A 14,391-nucleotide genomic window follows, 5' to 3' on the forward strand; every position below is an offset into this window, starting at 1 on the left:
CAGACCGCTGTGGGAGGATCTGCAGCACTCACTCGTACAACGTCGCACCCACAAGGAGCGTGCCCATGTCGTCGCATCCGGTCGCCGAGACCGTCGCCTCGCTGATGCCCACAGCGAGGGCGGAGCTCACCGAGCTGGTGGCCTTCAAGTCGGTGGCGGACTTCGACCAGTTCCCCCGCGGCGAGAGCGAGGGAGCGGCGCGGTGGGTCGCGGACGCGCTGACGGCGGAGGGTTTCCAGGACGTCGCCCTGCTCGACACCCCTGACGGCACGCAGTCCGTGTACGGCTACCTGCCCGGCCCGGAGGGCGCGAAGACCGTCCTGCTCTACGCGCACTACGACGTGCAGCCGCCGCTGGACGAGGCCGCCTGGACGAGCCCGCCGTTCGAGCTGACCGAGCGCGACGGCCGCTGGTACGGGCGCGGGGCCGCAGACTGCAAGGGCGGCGTGATCATGCACCTGCTGGCGCTGCGCGCCCTCAAGGCCAACGGCGGGGTGCCGGTCCACGTGAAGGTGATCGCCGAGGGCTCGGAGGAGCAGGGCACGGGCGGACTGGAGCGGTACGCCGAGGAGCACCCCGACCTCCTCCGGGCCGACACCATCGTCATCGGCGACGCGGGCAACTTCCGCGTCGGCCTGCCCACGGTCACCGCCACGCTGCGCGGCATGACCCTCGTCCGGGTGCGGGTCGACACCCTCGAAGGGAACCTGCACTCGGGCCAGTTCGGTGGCGCGGCGCCCGACGCGCTCGGCGCGCTGATCCGCGTCCTGGACTCGCTGCGCGCCGAGGACGGTTCCACGACCGTCGACGGCCTCACCCCCGAAACCCGGTGGGAGGGGCTGCAGTACGACGAGGAGCAGTTCCGCAAGGACGCCAGGGTGCTCGACGGCGTCGGACTGATCGGCTCCGGCACCGTCGCCGACCGCATCTGGGCGCGCCCGGCGGTCACCGTCCTGGGCATCGACTGCCCGCCGGTCGTCGGCGCCACGCCGTCCGTGCAGGCCGGCGCCCGCGCGCTGGTCAGCCTGCGGGTGCCGCCGGGTGTGGACGCGGCCGAGGCCACCAAGCTGCTCCAGGCCCACCTGGAGGCGCACACCCCGTGGGGTGCCCGGGTCCACACCGAGCAGATCGGTCAGGGCCAGGCGTTCAGCGCCGACACGACCAGCCCGGCGTACGCGGCGATGGCGGAGGCGATGACGGTGGCCTACCCGGGCCAGGAGATGCAGTACGCCGGCCAGGGCGGCTCCATCCCGCTGTGCAACACCCTCGCCGCTCTCTACCCGGACGCGGAGATCCTCCTCATCGGCCTCAGTGAGCCGGAGGCCCAGATCCACGCCGTGAACGAGAGCGTGTCCCCGCAGGAGCTGGAGCGGCTGTCGGTCGCCGAGGCCCTGTTCCTGAGCAACTACGCGGCCGTCTGAGCCCGGCCGGGGCGCTGCCCGGCGAAGGCCCCCATCGCGCGACGGGGGCCTCCACACTTCCGGCGTCGCACAGCCCGCGCGCCCGACGGATGGGTGCGCACGGCGGGTGGGGCGGCGCCGGCCGAGCCAGTGAGGGGCGTCAGCCGACCGGTATCCCCGCCTCCAGATACAGCGCCGCGCCGCGCTCCCGCGCCCGGAGCGCCCAGCGCAGCCGCTCGTAGCGGACGGGGGGCAGCAGGTCCGCGGCCTCCTGTTCGCTGACGAACCGCCAGCCGCGCAGTTCGGGTCCGGGCAGCAGGAGCCGGCGGGCCGCGGCGGAGTCGAGCCGGCCGCCGTCGAAGAGCAGTCTCAGGCCGCCGTAGCCGGGCGGCGCGGGAGCCTCCCAGTCGACGACGAGCAGCGGCGGTACGTCCGCCAGCGTGATCCCGGTCTCCTCGGCGACCTCGCGCATCCCCGCGCGGGCGGGTGCCTCACCGCGTTCGACCACGCCGCCGGGGAACTCCCAGCCCGCCTTGTAGGTGGGGTCCACCAGCAGCACCCGGTCCTGCTCGTCGAACAGGAGCACTCCGGCGGCGAGCGTCTCGGCGGTGGGTTCCGGGGTCTGGACGATGTCGCAGACCGGCACGGCACCGGCCCTCACGGCTTCGGCGACCCGGACCGCGGTCTCGTACGGCGTCAGCGCGCCGTTGTCGACGGGGTGGGCGTCGGCCGTGAGCCAGGTGGCGAGGGCGGCGCGGTACGGCTCGATGTGGTCGTAGGACCACTGCCGGACGCGTATCTCGCCGTCGGGCGCGTCCGGCGGGATCTTCCGCCCGGCTATGCGCTCCCGCAGGATCGTTTCCGCCGGGGTGAGAAGCACATGCCGGACCGTGATCCGGCGTGCGGCCAGCCCACCGAAGATCTCGTCGCGGTACTCCTGGCGGAGCAGGGTCATGGGAACCACGAGGGTCCCGCCGAGCTCGGCGAGCAGCGCGGCCGCCGTGTCGATCACGAGACGCCGCCAGATCGGCAGGTCCTGGAAGTCACCGACCTCGGTGAGGCGTTTGGCCGGCAACATGTGCGTGAGCCCCGCGCCGATGACCTCGGGGTCGAAGAGCGTGCTGTTCGGGATCAGGTCGATCAGTTCCCGTGCGGTCGTGGTCTTCCCCGCACCGAACGCACCGTTGATCCAGACGATCACGGTTCCCCCTCTTCTGTTGGCCCCCTGTGGCTTGCCCGCTCCACCCTGCCACGGAAACCAGCTCCAGTTGAGGGCGCAGGACTGTGGCGCCGGCCCCCTCTTCGGAGCACCGGCGCCACGGTCGTGCGGAGTGGCCGTCAGCCGTTCCGGCCCAGGGCGTTCTCGTCGACGGCGAGGCTGTCGCCGGCCGCGGTGTGGTCGACGCTGCTGAGGGTGTCGCCGACGTCGAGGTCGCCGAGGTCGGACACCGCGGCGTGGGACGGGGTGATCGCCGCGACGACGAAACCGGTGGCCAGGGAGGCGATGGCGAGCATGCTGCGCTTCTTCATGACCGGTTCAACTGGGAAACGGCGCGTGGGTCACGCCCGGGCCGCCGACCGGGTCACGGGCCCGCGCCACGAGCTCGGCGGCGGCGTCCGGCCCCCGCGGGTGCTCGAAGGCGGAGCCTGCGCCGAACAGGCGGCCCGGGCAGGCTGCCGGGCACGACAGGGCGACGGGCGTCGAGCATGCGGCCTGGCATGCCACGGCCACCGCCGCCGGACAGCCAGCCGGACAGCCAGCCGGGCAGAACACGGCGACAGGCGTCGAACATACGGCCGGGCACAACACGGCCACCGCCGCCGGACAGCCAGCCGGGCACGCCACGGCGGTTCTTGGGCAGGAGCTCGGTGTCCGAGCGCAGCACGAGCACGCCGATCTCGGCCACCCGCCCCGTGGCGGGCAGCCCCACCGGGGTTCCCCACGCACCGCGCGGGGCCCGCATGAAGGCGGGACCGCCGGTCGACCAGGCCCCCCGGCCCCCGGCCCCCGGCCCCCGGCCCCCCGACCCACCGGGACACCCCACAGGCCCCGCCTGAACGTTCCTGCCGCCTGGTTCCGGACCCCTCCGTTCAGACCGCGGCCGCGGACTCGCGTCCCGCGAGTGCCGCGGCGGCCGCTCCCACCAGACCGGCGTCCGTGCCCATCTGCGCGGGTGTCACCGTCAGCCGGCGGACGAAGGACAGGGTCGCGTAGTCGGTCAGCGCCTCCCGCAGGGGGGCGAACAGGACGTCGCCGGCCTTGCCCACTCCCCCGCCGACGACGGCGATGTCGATCTCGACGAGGGTCGCGGTGGCGGCGATGCCCGCGGCCAGCGCCCGCGCGGCGCGCTCGAAGGAGGCGACGGCCACCGGGTCGCCGGCGCGGGCCGCGGCGGCCACCGCCTCGGCGGAGGTGTCACCGTCCGGGCCGGGCAGCCAGCCGCCCTCGATCGCGCGCCGGGCGATGTTCGGGCCGCTCGCGATGCGCTCCACACAGCCGCGCGAGCCGCACGCGCAGGGGTCGCCGTCGAGTTCGACGCTGATGTGCCCGATGTGGCCCGCGTTGCCGGTCGGGCCCGGATGGAGCTGCCCGTTGAGGACCAGGCCGCCGCCGACACCCGTGGAGACCACCATGCACAGCGCGTTGTCGTGTCCGCGCGCAGCGCCCTGCCAGTGTTCGGCGGCCGTGATGGCCACCCCGTCACCGATCAGCTCGACGGGCAGCCCGCCGGCCGCCTCCTGGACCCGCCGGACCAGCGGATAGTCACGCCAGCCCGGCACGTTCACCGGACTCACCGTGCCCGCGGAGGCGTCCACCGGGCCGGCGCTGCCGATGCCGATGGCTGTGGCACTTCCCCACCGGGGCGCGGCGGTCAGCTCGCCGAGCACCTCCTCGACGGCCCGCATCACGGTCTCACCGTCCTGCTGCGCGGGCGTGGCGCGCTGCGCGCGGACCAGGATTCTGCCGTGGCCGTCGACCAGCCCTCCGGCGATCTTGGTGCCGCCGATGTCGAGCGCGGCCACTAGGTCGGTGTGCATCAGTGTCGGATCTCCCCGTCAGGCATGAGAAAAAGGGGGGCCGGTCGCAGCGGGGGGCGCGGTCCGGAGATTGCGGTGGACAGTGTCTCGCGCATCTGACAACGTTGTCCAGGCTCTATGCTCGACGCCACATCTTCATATAAATCATGGACCGCCGCATCCCCATCACGGACCGCCGCATTCCCGTGGACGACAGGACAGGACGCCGTACCGTGCCCGAGACCCATCGCCGAGCCGACCGCCTCCCCGGGAGCCGCTACGGCACCCGTCCGACCATGAAGGACGTGGCGGCGCGTGCGGGCGTCGGGCTCAAGACGGTGTCGCGTGTGGTCAACGCCGAGCCGGGCGTCACACCGGAGACGGAACGCCGGGTCCAGGACGCCATCGAGGCGCTGGGGTTCCGCCGCAACGACAGCGCCCGGGTCCTGCGCAAGGGCAGCACAGCGAGCATCGGCCTGGTCCTCGAGGACCTCGCGGACCCGTTCTACGGCCCGCTCAGCCGCGCGGTCGAGGAGGTGGCCCGCGCCCACGGCGCCCTGTTGATCAACGGTTCCAGCGCGGAGGACCCGGAGCGCGAGCAGGAACTGGTGCTGGCCCTGTGCGCGCGGCGGGTGGACGGGCTGGTCGTCATCCCCGCCGGGGACGACCACCGCTACCTCGAACCGGAGCTCAAGGCGGGGGTGGCGACGGTGTTCGTCGACCGCCCGGCCGGGCAGATCGACGCGGACGTCGTCCTGTCGGACAACTTCGGCGGCGCCCGCGACGGCGTCGCCCACCTCATCGCCCACGGCCACCGCCGGATCGGTTTCATCGGCGACATGCCCCGCATCCACACGGCCGCCGAGCGGCTGCGCGGCTACCGGGCGGCGATGGAGGACGCGGGCATACCCGTCGAGGACGCCTGGATGTCGCTCGGCGTCACCGACCCCGAGCGGGTGCGCGCGGCGGCCGAGGAGATGCTGTCCGGCCCCTCGCCCGTCACGGCCGTCTTCTCCGGCAACAACCGGGTGACGGTCACCGTGATCCGGGTCATCGCCGAGCGGGGCCGGCAGGTCGCGCTGGTCGGCTTCGACGACATCGAGCTCGCCGATCTGCTGCAGCCGGGCGTCACCGTCGTCGCCCAGGACGCGGCGGCCCTGGGCCGGACCGCCGCCGAGCGCCTCTTCCGGCAGCTGGACGGCACCCTGCTGGCGCCGGAGCGGATCGAGCTGCCGACCCGGCTGATCACCCGCGGCTCGGGCGAGCTGCCGCCGGCGGAGTGAGCCGACCGTGACCGGCCGCACGCTGGAGACGCTGGGTCTCGCCGAGGCCCCGCGCGACCGTCCGCTGCTGTATCCGGGGGCCTGGCCGCGGGAGTCGGGGATCCTGCACGGGAACCGGCTGCTGCCCCTGGACGGCCCGGTGCACGAGGGTCGCAGTCCCGTCCTCGCGGTCGGCTCCAACGCCAACCCCGGTCAACTGCGGGACAAAATGGCCGAGTCCGGGATCACCTCGCCGATCCCGATGGTGCGCTCCCGGGTGACGGGCGTCGGTGTGGGCGTGTCCGCGCATGTGAGCCGCCTGGGCTACGTGTCGGCGTCCCCGTTCCACGCGCCCGCGTCCGTGCGGGAGTTGTTCGTCATCTGGCTCGACGACGAGCAGCTCGCGGTGGTCGACGCCAGCGAGGGGGTGCCGCTGCCCGGCGGCAACTTCGGCCGGGCCTGGCTCCCGGCGTCCGAGGTGCGGATCGAGGCGGCGGACGGCGTGCCGCTGCCGGGCGCCTACGCGTACGTCAACCGGCACGGCGTCCTGCACGACGGCACCGGCGTCCCGCGCACCCACCCGGGCCAGCGGGAGCTGATCTCCGAACTCCTGCTCGGTTCGGCGCGCTGGCGGGAGCTGTTCGGTGTCACGCCCGAGGAGTTCTGCGCCCGCGCCCGCGCCGACCACCGTCTGTGCGAGCGCGGCACGCGGCTGTTCGCCGAGGAGAAGCGGGTGACGGCATCGGGCCTGGAGCACTGCGTGACGACACGGCCCACCGGGGTTCCGGGCCCCGGCGCGCCCTCGCCACCGCTCGCCGACTGACGCGTGCGGGCCGGTGAGGAACCCGCCCGCGCCTTTGCCCGCTCAGCCCCGGCTCGCCGCCGGGACCGTGAGATCGGCGCGCCGCGGCGAGGCGAACGCCTCCAGGTCGGCGCGGGTCAGTCCGCTCAGGCGGGCCACCTCCGCGATGTCGAGGGCGCCGCAGTCCAGGCCGCGCAGCAGATAGCCGCCGAGGGCCCTGGCGGTGGCGGGCTCGTCCATGACGTCGCCGGTGGTCCGGTTGGCGTAGCGGGCGAGGCGGGCGGCGGCGCGGGCGAAGCCCTCGCGGTAGAAGGCGAAGACGGCCGCGTAGCGGGTGGGGAGGTGGCCGGGGTGCATGTCCCAGCCCTGGTAGTAGGCGCGGGCCAGGGCGCGGCGGGTGAGGCCGTAGTGCAGGCGCCAGGCGTCGTGGACCTTCTCCGTGGGGCCCACCGGCAGGACGTTGGTCGAGCCGTCCGAGACGCGTACGCCGGTGCCCGCCGCCGCGACCTGCATGACCGCCTTGGCGTGGTCGGCGGCAGGGTGGTCACTGGCCTGGTGGGCGGCGGAGACACCGAGGCAGGCGCTGTAGTCGAAGGTGCCGTAGTGCAGGCCGGTGGCGCGGCCCTCGGCGGCCTGGATCATGCGGGCGACGGTGGCGGTGCCGTCGGTGGCGAGGATGGACTGGCTGGTCTCGATCTGGATCTCGAAGCCGATCCGGCCGGGTTCGAGGCCGCGTGCCCTCTCGAAGGCCTCCAGGAGCCGCACCATGGCGGCGACCTGCTCGGCGTAGGTCACCTTCGGCAGCGTGAGGACCAGGCCCTCGGGCAGGCCGCCGGCCTCCGTGAGGCCGGTGAGGAAGATGTCGAGGGTGCGGATGCCGCGCTCACGCACGGGGGCCTCCATGCACTTCATGCGGATACCCATGTACGGCGGCGCCGTGCCGTCGCGGTACGCCTCGGCGATGAGCCTGGCCGCGCGGGCGGCCGCCGCGTCCTCCTCGGCGTCGGGCCGATTGCCGTAGCCGTCCTCGAAGTCGACCCGCAGGTCCTCCACCGGCTCGCGTTCCAGCTTCGCGCGGACGCGGTCGTACACCGGCCCGGCGAGTTCGTCCGACAGACCGAGCACCGCGGCGAAGGAGGCGGCCTCGGGGGCGTGTTCGTCGAGCGCGGCGAGGGCCTGGTCGCCCCAGGAGCGCACGGTGCCGGCGCTGAAGACGTCGGCGGGGACGTAGACGGTGTGGACGGGCTGGCGGGTGCCGGGGTCTCCCGGGTAGCGGCGCTCCAGTTCGGCGTCGACCGGCGCGAGGGAGGCACTGATCTCCTCGCTCACGGCGCCCGCGAGGCTCGTCGCGACCTTCTCCTGCTGGCCCTGACCCATCCCACACCCTCCAATTTTCCGCTCTACGGAATCAACAATCCGTAGAGCGAAGCTATCCGGGGAGCTTCCCGCCGGTCAACACCCGTCCACGGCCCGGCCCGTCCGTCACTTCTTCCCCCACGCCTTCTTCCGCACGACCGGGCACAGCCCTCATCCTGGCCCGTGAGGGAGGGATGCGCGTGACGGACCTGAGCCGGGTGACCCGCCGGGCGGGCCTGCGGACGGCGGTGGCCGCGGTGCTGGCCCTCCCCCTGTTCAGCACGGCATCCGCCTCCACGCCGCGCGGCCGCAGCCGGCGGCTGGAGGTGATGAGCTTCAACCTCCGCTTCGCCGCCGCCACCGAACCCGACAGCTGGGCCGTCCGCCGCCCGGTGATGCGCGAACTCCTGCGCCGCGAGGCCCCCGCGGTCCTCGGCACCCAGGAGGGCCTCTACCACCAGCTGCGGGACATCGAGTCCGACCTCGGCGAGCACTACGACTGGATCGGCACCGGCCGTGCGGGCGGCAGCCGCGACGAGTTCACGGCGGTCTTCTACGACACCCGGCGCCTCGCCCCCGCCGAGTACGACCACTTCTGGCTCTCCGACACCCCCGAGGTGATCGGCTCGAACACCTGGGGCGGCTCCAACATCCGCATGGTCACCTGGGTGCGCTTCCGCGATCTCCGGGACGGGGAGCGGGAGTTCTACCTGCTCAACACCCACCTGGACAGCGGCAGCCCGGACGCCCGCCTGCGCTCGGTGCCCCTCATCGCCCGGCGGACGGCGCGGCTGGACCCGACCCTGCCGCTGCTGGTCACCGGTGACTTCAACGCCCCCGCCCACCGCGACGCCGTCTACGACGCGATGCTGGGCATCGGCCTGGTCGACACCTGGGACGCGGCGGCCGAGCGGGGGCCGTCGTACGGGACCTTCCACGGCTACCGGCCGCTCGTCCCGGGCGGGGACCGCATCGACTGGATCCTGGCCACGCCGGGCGTGACCGTGCACGGCGCGCGGGCGAACACGTTCTCGCGCGACGGACAGTTCCCGAGCGACCACCTGCCCGTACAGGCTTCGCTCACCCTGCGCTGAACGTGCGCGAGGCCCCCGCGACCGTGGTGGTCGCGGGGGCCTCGCATGCCGGTTGGCGATCAGCCCTTGCGGGACTTGATCTCCTCGGTGAGCTGCGGGACGACGTCGAAGAGGTCGCCGACCACGCCGTAGTCGACGAGGTCGAAGATCGGGGCCTCGGCGTCCTTGTTGACGGCCACGATCGTCTTCGAGGTCTGCATGCCGGCGCGGTGCTGGATGGCGCCGGAGATGCCGTTGGCGATGTACAGCTGCGGGGAGACGGCCTTGCCGGTCTGGCCGACCTGGTTGGTGTGCGGGTACCAGCCGGCGTCCACCGCGGCACGCGACGCGCCGACGGCCGCGCCGAGGGAGTCGGCGAGGGCCTCGATGATCGCGAAGTTGTCGGCGCCGTTGACGCCTCGGCCGCCGGAGACCACGATCGCGGCCTCGGTCAGCTCCGGACGCCCGCTCGACTCGCGCGGCGTGCGGCTGGTCACCTTGGTGCCGGTGGCCTGCGCCGAGAAGGTGACGTCGAGGGCCTCGACGGTGCCGGCGCCCGGGGCGGCCTCGACGGCGGCGCTGTTGGGCTTGACCGTGATGACCGGGGTGCCCTTGGCGACCCGGGTCTTCGTGGTGAAGGACGCGGCGAACACCGACTGGGTGGCCACCGGGCCCTCGTCGCCGGCCTCGATGTCGACGGCGTCGGTGATGATGCCGGAACCGATGCGCAGCGCCAGCCGGGCGGCGACCTCCTTGCCCTCCGTGGAGGAGGGCACCAGCACGGCGGCCGGGGACACGGCGGCGACGGCGGCCTGGAGGGCGTCCACCTTCGGTACGACGAGGTAGTCGGCGTACTCCGGGGCGTCGTGGGTGAGGACCTTGACCGCGCCGTGCTCGGCGAGGGCGGCGGCGGTGTCGGCGGCGCCGTTGCCCAGGGCGACGGCGACGGGCTCGCCGATGCGGCGGGCCAGCGTCAGCAGCTCCAGGGTGGGCTTGCGGACGGCGCCGTCCACGTGGTCGACGTAGACGAGAACTTCAGCCATGGGATTGATCTCCTGCGAAACGAAGGGGAGGGGCGGTCGGCGTGTCGGGCTCAGATGAACTTCTGGCCCGCGAGGTACTCGGCGAGCTGCTTGCCGCCCTCGCCCTCGTCCTTGACGATCGTGCCGGCCGTGCGGGCCGGACGGGCGGCCGCGGAGTCGACCGCGGTCCAGGCGCCCTCCAGGCCGACCTCGTCCGCCTCGAGGTCGAGGTCCGACAGGTCCCAGGACTCCACCGGCTTCTTCTTGGCCGCCATGATGCCCTTGAAGGACGGGTAGCGGGCCTCACCCGACTGGTCGGTGACCGACACCACGGCGGGCAGGGATGCCTCCAGCTGCTCCGAGGCGCTGTCGCCGTCGCGGCGGCCCTTGACCGTGCCGCCCTCGACCGAAACCTCCGACAGGAGCGTCACCTGCGGGACACCCAGGCGCTCCGCGAGCAGCGCGGGGATAACGCCCATGGTGCCGTCGGTGGAGGCCATGCCGGAGATCACCAGGTCGTAGCCGGCCTTCTCCACGGCCTTCGCCAGCACGAGGGAGGTACCGATCGCGTCGGTGCCGTGCAGATCGTCGTCCTCGACGTGGATCGCCTTGTCCGCGCCCATCGACAGCGCCTTGCGCAGCGCGTCCTTGGCGTCCTCGGGGCCCACCGTCAGGACGGTGATCTCCACGTCGTCGTCGGAGTTCTCCGAGATCTGCAGCGCCTGCTCGACCGCGTACTCGTCCAGCTCGGAGAGCAGACCGTCGACGTCGTCCCGGTCGACGGTCAGGTCATCGGCGAAGTGCCGGTCGCCGGTGGCGTCGGGCACGTACTTCACAGTGACAACGATCCTCAAGCTCACGCCGGCTCTCCTACTGCATCGTCATTTCTCGGCTGCCTCTTGCAGGCAGCATAGGCGCCTCAAGCGGCCGATCCCGGTCGGGGCGGCCTGCGCTCCGACCGGAATATTACTCGTCAGTACACCCAGTTCTTTCCCGCTAAGCAAGCGCTTTGAACTGTGACCTGTGCAACGCAGCGTAATCGGAACCCGGCCGCTTCGCAGGGGGAGAGTTCCCGGCGAAGCGGCCCGCGGGTCAGTCCCGGAGGCCGTTGAACCGTCCCTGGTGATAGAGGAGCGGGCGCCCCGGTCCGGCGGGGTCGCCGACCACGACCTCGGCCACGACGATGCGGTGGTTCCCGGCCGGCACCCGCCCGACCACGCGGCACACCAGCCAGGCGAGGACGTCGTCGAGGACGGGGACGCCCTCGGGGCCCTCACGCCAGGCGGTGGGCGCGCCGAAGCGGTCCGCGCCGCTGCGGGCGAAGACGCCGGCCAGGTCCTGCTGGTGCTCACCGAGTATGTGGACGCCGACGTGCTCGGCGCCGGATATCGCCGGCCAGCTGGAAGCGCCGGTGCTGACGCCGAAGGAGAGCAGCGGCGGCTCGGCGGAGACGGAGGTGAGAGAGGTCGCCGTGAAGCCGACCGGGCCGGTGTCGCCGGCGGCGGTGATCACGGCGACTCCCGCCGCGTGCCGCCGGAAGACGGAGCGCAACAGTTCGGGAGAGGCGAGCTGAGGGGTGCCGAGGCCGGGTGTGGCCGTCATGGACTTGTCCTTCTGCGGGAGGTGACGAGCTGGTCCGTGGCTGCTCAACAGCCCGGACAGCGCGCGCTCGCGGTGCGGGCCAGGTCGACGTGGACCCGTCCGACGAGAAGGAGTGGTGAAGGCATACGGTCAGGCTGACGATACGTGGTGCGCGCAGTCAAGTACGTTCCGGGATATGGGAGCTGCCTCACCGTCGGCCCGCCCGACGGCCGGCCGTCGGCGCCGGGGCCGCTTGGGCCGATTCCGGTACGCGCCCCTGTCCCGCTTCCCGTGAGGGCACCCCCGCCGACTCGCGTACGGAGCCTTCCGCCGTTTCCCCTACGACTCGTCAAACCGCCTCCCCCAGCGCGGCGATCACGTCGGCCCGGCGCGGCTGCCCGGTCGCACGCCGTACGACCCGGCCGTCGGCGTCGAGGACCAGCACGGTCGGGGTCTTGAGGATGTCGAGCTCGCGGACGAGGTCCAGGTGGTCCTCGGCGTCGAGTTCGACGTGGGTCACGCCGGGCACCATGCCGGCCACCTCGCCGAGTACCCGCCGGGTCGCCCGGCAGGGCGCGCAGAAGGCGCTGGAGAACTGGACGAGCGTGGCCCGCTCCCCGAGTTCCCGGCCCAACTGGGCCGTGCCCAGCCGCTTGCCGTCGTCACGCCCACGCACCCGCACCCTCCCGCTCCGCCGCCGGTGCAGCACTCCGTAGGCGCTCGCCAGCGCGAGCACCGCCACGCACACCACCAGTCCACTCATCAGTTGCTCCAGCGTTCACGAGACTGCAAAGATTCCCGGCCCCCGAAGACGTACCCATGCGGAATGCTTGATTCATGGACATCGATGTGAGGGGTCCGCGCTTCGGAGCGGCCGTGACGGCCCTGGTGCTGGCCGTCGTGCTGATCACGGGCAGTGCCTGGCTGCTGGCCTGGCAGACCCTGGCCTTCGCGCTGGGGGCGGCGGGCGGGGTGGGCCGCTCGCCCTACGGCTGGCTGTTCCGCACCCTCGTACGCCCCCGGATCGGGCCGCCGACGCGGTTCGAGTCGCCCGAACCCCCGCGGTTCGCGCAGGCGGTGGGGCTGGCCTTCGCCGGCGTCGGACTGGTGGGCCTCACGCTGGGGCCCGGCTGGCTGGGACTCGCGGCCACCGGGGCCGCGCTCGCGGCCGCGTTCCTCAATGCCGCTTTCGGGTACTGCCTGGGTTGCGAGATGTACCTGCTCGTGCGTCGGATGACGGTACGCGCCGAGTAAAGGCGGCGTAAAAGCCCGAGGTGGATCACTGGCCGACGTGACGAGAATCTCGCCGTTCCCGGGTGACAGGACTGGCTCCCCGCCCGTTCTTGGGGCACGATCTGCGGGATGCCGTAAACCTACGGCTGCGTAACTTTTCGCTGGGGGCACCTCCCCGGCAGAGAAGGAAGGGTCCACTCCGTCCATGGCAGAGCTTGTCTACCGTCCCGTCGTCGGTCTCGCCCGCACGTTGTTCAAGGCGTGGGACCTCAAGATCGACCTCAAGGGTTCGGAGAACATCCCGCGCTCGGGCGGAGCCGTGCTGGTGAGCAACCACATCAGCTATCTGGACTTCATCTTCGACGGGCTGGCCGCGCTTCCGCAGAAACGCCTCGTTCGCTTCATGGCGAAGGAGGCCGTCTTCCGGCACAGGATCTCGGGTCCCCTGATGCGCGGAATGAAGCACATCCCGGTGGACCGCAAGCAGGGCGAGGCGGCCTACGCGCACGCGCTGGACTCACTGCGGGCCGGCGAGATCATCGGCGTGTTCCCCGAGGCCACGATCTCGCCCTCGTTCACGCTCAAGAGCTTCAAGTCCGGTGCCGCGCGCCTGGCCCAGGAGGCGGGCGTCCCGCTGATCCCGATGGCGGTGTGGGGCACGCAGCGGCTGTGGACCAAGGGCCAGCCGCGCAACTTCAGGCGCAGCCACATCCCGGTCACCATCCGCGTGGGTGAGGCGATCGAGGCGTCCCGCGACAAGTACGCGGGCGTGATCACCCGGCAGTTGCGCGAGCGCGTACAGGAACTCCTGGAAGCCGCGCAGCGCGCCTATCCGGTGCGCCCCAGGGACGCCGACGACACCTGGTGGATGCCGGCCCACCTCGGCGGTACGGCACCGACACCGGAGCAGGTCCGCGAGGCCGAGACCCGCTGACGTACGCAGAGTCGGGCGCGGCCGGCGTGAGGCCGCGCCCCAACACCTGTGCGTACAGGCCGGGTCGGCGCCCGGTACCCCAGCCGTTCTCACAGTTCGGCGGGAAGCGTCTTCCACAGGTGCGGCCGGTCGGGTGCGGCCCGGAGCACCGTCAGCACGACCGGGTGGGGTGCCGCGTACAGAACCGGACAGTCCCGCTCACCGGACCCGGGCTCCGGCGTCCAGGCCAGCCGCTCCCCGTCGAGGGAGAAACGGGCGTCCACACCCGGTTTGTTGCCGCGGGGGTCCTGTCGGTGCCATGACCCGTCGAAGCGCACCGCGACCAGCCCGTGCAGAACATGGCCGCTGCCGTCGTCGTGCGCCAGGCGCTGGTAGCAGAGCGCGGTGGGGATGTCCTCCGCGCGCAGCAGCGCGGCCAGCGCGTGGGCCTTGGCGAAGCAGATGCCGGTGCGCCGCTCCAGGACGTCCGAGGCGCGCCAGGTGACCCTCGGGTCACCGCTGTCGGCGGAGTGCGGGATCGTGTCGCGAACGAACTCGTACGCGGCCCGCGCATAGTCATACGAATCCTGTGCACGGTCGGCGAGCCGGGCGCCCACCTCGCGGACGACCGGATGGTCATGGTCGATGACCTCGTCGGCGGCCAGATAGGCAGACAGGTCGGGCGTGTCCTGGATCAGCTCCATACCGGTGGAGCATAGGAAAGCGGCCAC

15 protein-coding genes are annotated in these 14,391 nt (G+C 72.7%); 6 read left to right on the forward strand and 9 right to left on the reverse strand.

Translation table 11 applies throughout. The features are described from left to right. Positions 1-65: 65 nt before the first annotated feature. A complete protein-coding gene (locus AC07AZ_RS08225; protein ID WP_478845060.1) occupies positions 66-1,421 on the forward strand; it encodes a M20/M25/M40 family metallo-hydrolase in 1,356 nt (451 codons plus the stop codon). Positions 1,422-1,560: 139 nt separating this feature from the next. Here the strand turns inward: AC07AZ_RS08225 and AC07AZ_RS08230 are convergent, their stop codons facing one another. The 3 genes from AC07AZ_RS08230 to AC07AZ_RS08240 form a co-directional block, all read right to left on the reverse strand. Then, the gene (locus AC07AZ_RS08230) at positions 1,561-2,601 is read right to left on the reverse strand and encodes an NUDIX hydrolase (RefSeq protein WP_478845062.1); all 1,041 of its coding nucleotides are present in this window, start codon (positions 2,599-2,601) and stop codon (positions 1,561-1,563) included. A gap of 137 nt (positions 2,602-2,738) precedes the next feature. Then, on the reverse strand, positions 2,739-2,930 hold the full coding sequence (locus AC07AZ_RS08235) for a hypothetical protein (protein ID WP_478845064.1): 192 nt from the start codon (positions 2,928-2,930) through the stop codon (positions 2,739-2,741). Positions 2,931-3,491: 561 nt separating this feature from the next. Continuing rightward, positions 3,492-4,439 carry an ROK family protein gene (locus AC07AZ_RS08240; RefSeq protein WP_478845066.1) on the reverse strand — a complete coding sequence of 316 codons (948 nt, stop codon included), beginning with the start codon at positions 4,437-4,439 and terminating at the stop codon, positions 3,492-3,494. A 146-nt stretch (positions 4,440-4,585) separates the two neighbouring features. On the opposite strand from AC07AZ_RS08240, the gene AC07AZ_RS08245 reads away from it, so the two are divergent. Both AC07AZ_RS08245 and AC07AZ_RS08250 read left to right on the forward strand, forming a co-directional pair. Next, positions 4,586-5,701 carry a LacI family DNA-binding transcriptional regulator gene (locus tag AC07AZ_RS08245; protein ID WP_478845068.1) on the forward strand — a complete coding sequence of 372 codons (1,116 nt, stop codon included), beginning with the start codon at positions 4,586-4,588 and terminating at the stop codon, positions 5,699-5,701. 7 nt (positions 5,702-5,708) lie between these two features. After that, positions 5,709-6,503, forward strand: coding sequence for a hypothetical protein (locus AC07AZ_RS08250; protein ID WP_478845070.1), 795 nt, complete (start codon positions 5,709-5,711; stop codon positions 6,501-6,503). Between the two features lie 42 nt (positions 6,504-6,545). Here AC07AZ_RS08250 and AC07AZ_RS08255 read toward each other — a convergent pair whose 3' ends face one another. Further along, entirely contained in the window at positions 6,546-7,859 is a 1,314-nt protein-coding gene (locus tag AC07AZ_RS08255) for a DUF6986 family protein (RefSeq protein WP_478845072.1), read from the reverse strand. 173 nt (positions 7,860-8,032) lie between these two features. Here AC07AZ_RS08255 and AC07AZ_RS08260 point away from each other — a divergent pair, with 173 nt between their 5' ends. Continuing rightward, positions 8,033-8,932 carry an endonuclease/exonuclease/phosphatase family protein gene (locus tag AC07AZ_RS08260; protein WP_478845074.1) on the forward strand — a complete coding sequence of 300 codons (900 nt, stop codon included), beginning with the start codon at positions 8,033-8,035 and terminating at the stop codon, positions 8,930-8,932. Between the two features lie 59 nt (positions 8,933-8,991). Here the strand turns inward: AC07AZ_RS08260 and AC07AZ_RS08265 are convergent, their stop codons facing one another. From AC07AZ_RS08265 to AC07AZ_RS08280, 4 genes are all read right to left on the reverse strand, one after another. Further along, a complete protein-coding gene (locus AC07AZ_RS08265; RefSeq protein WP_478845076.1) occupies positions 8,992-9,954 on the reverse strand; it encodes an electron transfer flavoprotein subunit alpha/FixB family protein in 963 nt (320 codons plus the stop codon). A gap of 50 nt (positions 9,955-10,004) precedes the next feature. Further along, the gene (locus AC07AZ_RS08270) at positions 10,005-10,793 is read right to left on the reverse strand and encodes an electron transfer flavoprotein subunit beta/FixA family protein (RefSeq protein ID WP_478845078.1); all 789 of its coding nucleotides are present in this window, start codon (positions 10,791-10,793) and stop codon (positions 10,005-10,007) included. A gap of 232 nt (positions 10,794-11,025) precedes the next feature. Next, complete coding sequence (locus tag AC07AZ_RS08275) at positions 11,026-11,535, reverse strand: flavin reductase family protein (protein WP_478845080.1); 510 nt, start codon at positions 11,533-11,535, stop codon at positions 11,026-11,028. Between the two features lie 328 nt (positions 11,536-11,863). Continuing rightward, positions 11,864-12,277 carry a TlpA family protein disulfide reductase gene (locus AC07AZ_RS08280; protein WP_478845082.1) on the reverse strand — a complete coding sequence of 138 codons (414 nt, stop codon included), beginning with the start codon at positions 12,275-12,277 and terminating at the stop codon, positions 11,864-11,866. A 74-nt stretch (positions 12,278-12,351) separates the two neighbouring features. Between AC07AZ_RS08280 and AC07AZ_RS08285 the strand changes: the two genes are divergently transcribed. After that, entirely contained in the window at positions 12,352-12,768 is a 417-nt protein-coding gene (locus AC07AZ_RS08285) for a DUF4395 domain-containing protein (protein WP_478845084.1), read from the forward strand. A gap of 184 nt (positions 12,769-12,952) precedes the next feature. Further along, on the forward strand, positions 12,953-13,681 hold the full coding sequence (locus AC07AZ_RS08290) for a lysophospholipid acyltransferase family protein (protein WP_478845086.1): 729 nt from the start codon (positions 12,953-12,955) through the stop codon (positions 13,679-13,681). Positions 13,682-13,770: 89 nt separating this feature from the next. Here the strand turns inward: AC07AZ_RS08290 and AC07AZ_RS08295 are convergent, their stop codons facing one another. After that, positions 13,771-14,364 (reverse strand): transglutaminase domain-containing protein, encoded by a 594-nt coding sequence (locus AC07AZ_RS08295; RefSeq protein WP_478845088.1) that lies wholly within the window; start codon positions 14,362-14,364, stop codon positions 13,771-13,773. Positions 14,365-14,391 lie beyond the last annotated feature (27 nt).

It is taken from the genome of Streptomyces sp. NPDC043878 (assembly GCF_056435735.1).

Excerpts from the sequence above, each read along its gene's own strand:
- AC07AZ_RS08225 (WP_478845060.1), top strand. The coding sequence starts at position 66 with ATGTCGTCGCATCCGGTCGCCGAGACCGTCGCCTCGCTGATGCCCACA.
- AC07AZ_RS08235 (WP_478845064.1), bottom strand. The coding sequence starts at position 2,930 with ATGAAGAAGCGCAGCATGCTCGCCATCGCCTCCCTGGCCACCGGTTTC.
- AC07AZ_RS08240 (WP_478845066.1), bottom strand. The coding sequence starts at position 4,439 with ATGCACACCGACCTAGTGGCCGCGCTCGACATCGGCGGCACCAAGATC.
- AC07AZ_RS08245 (WP_478845068.1), top strand. The coding sequence starts at position 4,586 with ATGGACCGCCGCATCCCCATCACGGACCGCCGCATTCCCGTGGACGAC.
- AC07AZ_RS08255 (WP_478845072.1), bottom strand. The coding sequence starts at position 7,859 with ATGGGTCAGGGCCAGCAGGAGAAGGTCGCGACGAGCCTCGCGGGCGCC.
- AC07AZ_RS08260 (WP_478845074.1), top strand. The coding sequence starts at position 8,033 with ATGCGCGTGACGGACCTGAGCCGGGTGACCCGCCGGGCGGGCCTGCGG.
- AC07AZ_RS08265 (WP_478845076.1), bottom strand. The coding sequence starts at position 9,954 with ATGGCTGAAGTTCTCGTCTACGTCGACCACGTGGACGGCGCCGTCCGC.
- AC07AZ_RS08275 (WP_478845080.1), bottom strand. The coding sequence starts at position 11,535 with ATGACGGCCACACCCGGCCTCGGCACCCCTCAGCTCGCCTCTCCCGAA.
- AC07AZ_RS08280 (WP_478845082.1), bottom strand. The coding sequence starts at position 12,277 with ATGAGTGGACTGGTGGTGTGCGTGGCGGTGCTCGCGCTGGCGAGCGCC.
- AC07AZ_RS08285 (WP_478845084.1), top strand. The coding sequence starts at position 12,352 with ATGGACATCGATGTGAGGGGTCCGCGCTTCGGAGCGGCCGTGACGGCC.
- AC07AZ_RS08290 (WP_478845086.1), top strand. The coding sequence starts at position 12,953 with ATGGCAGAGCTTGTCTACCGTCCCGTCGTCGGTCTCGCCCGCACGTTG.
- AC07AZ_RS08295 (WP_478845088.1), bottom strand. The coding sequence starts at position 14,364 with ATGGAGCTGATCCAGGACACGCCCGACCTGTCTGCCTATCTGGCCGCC.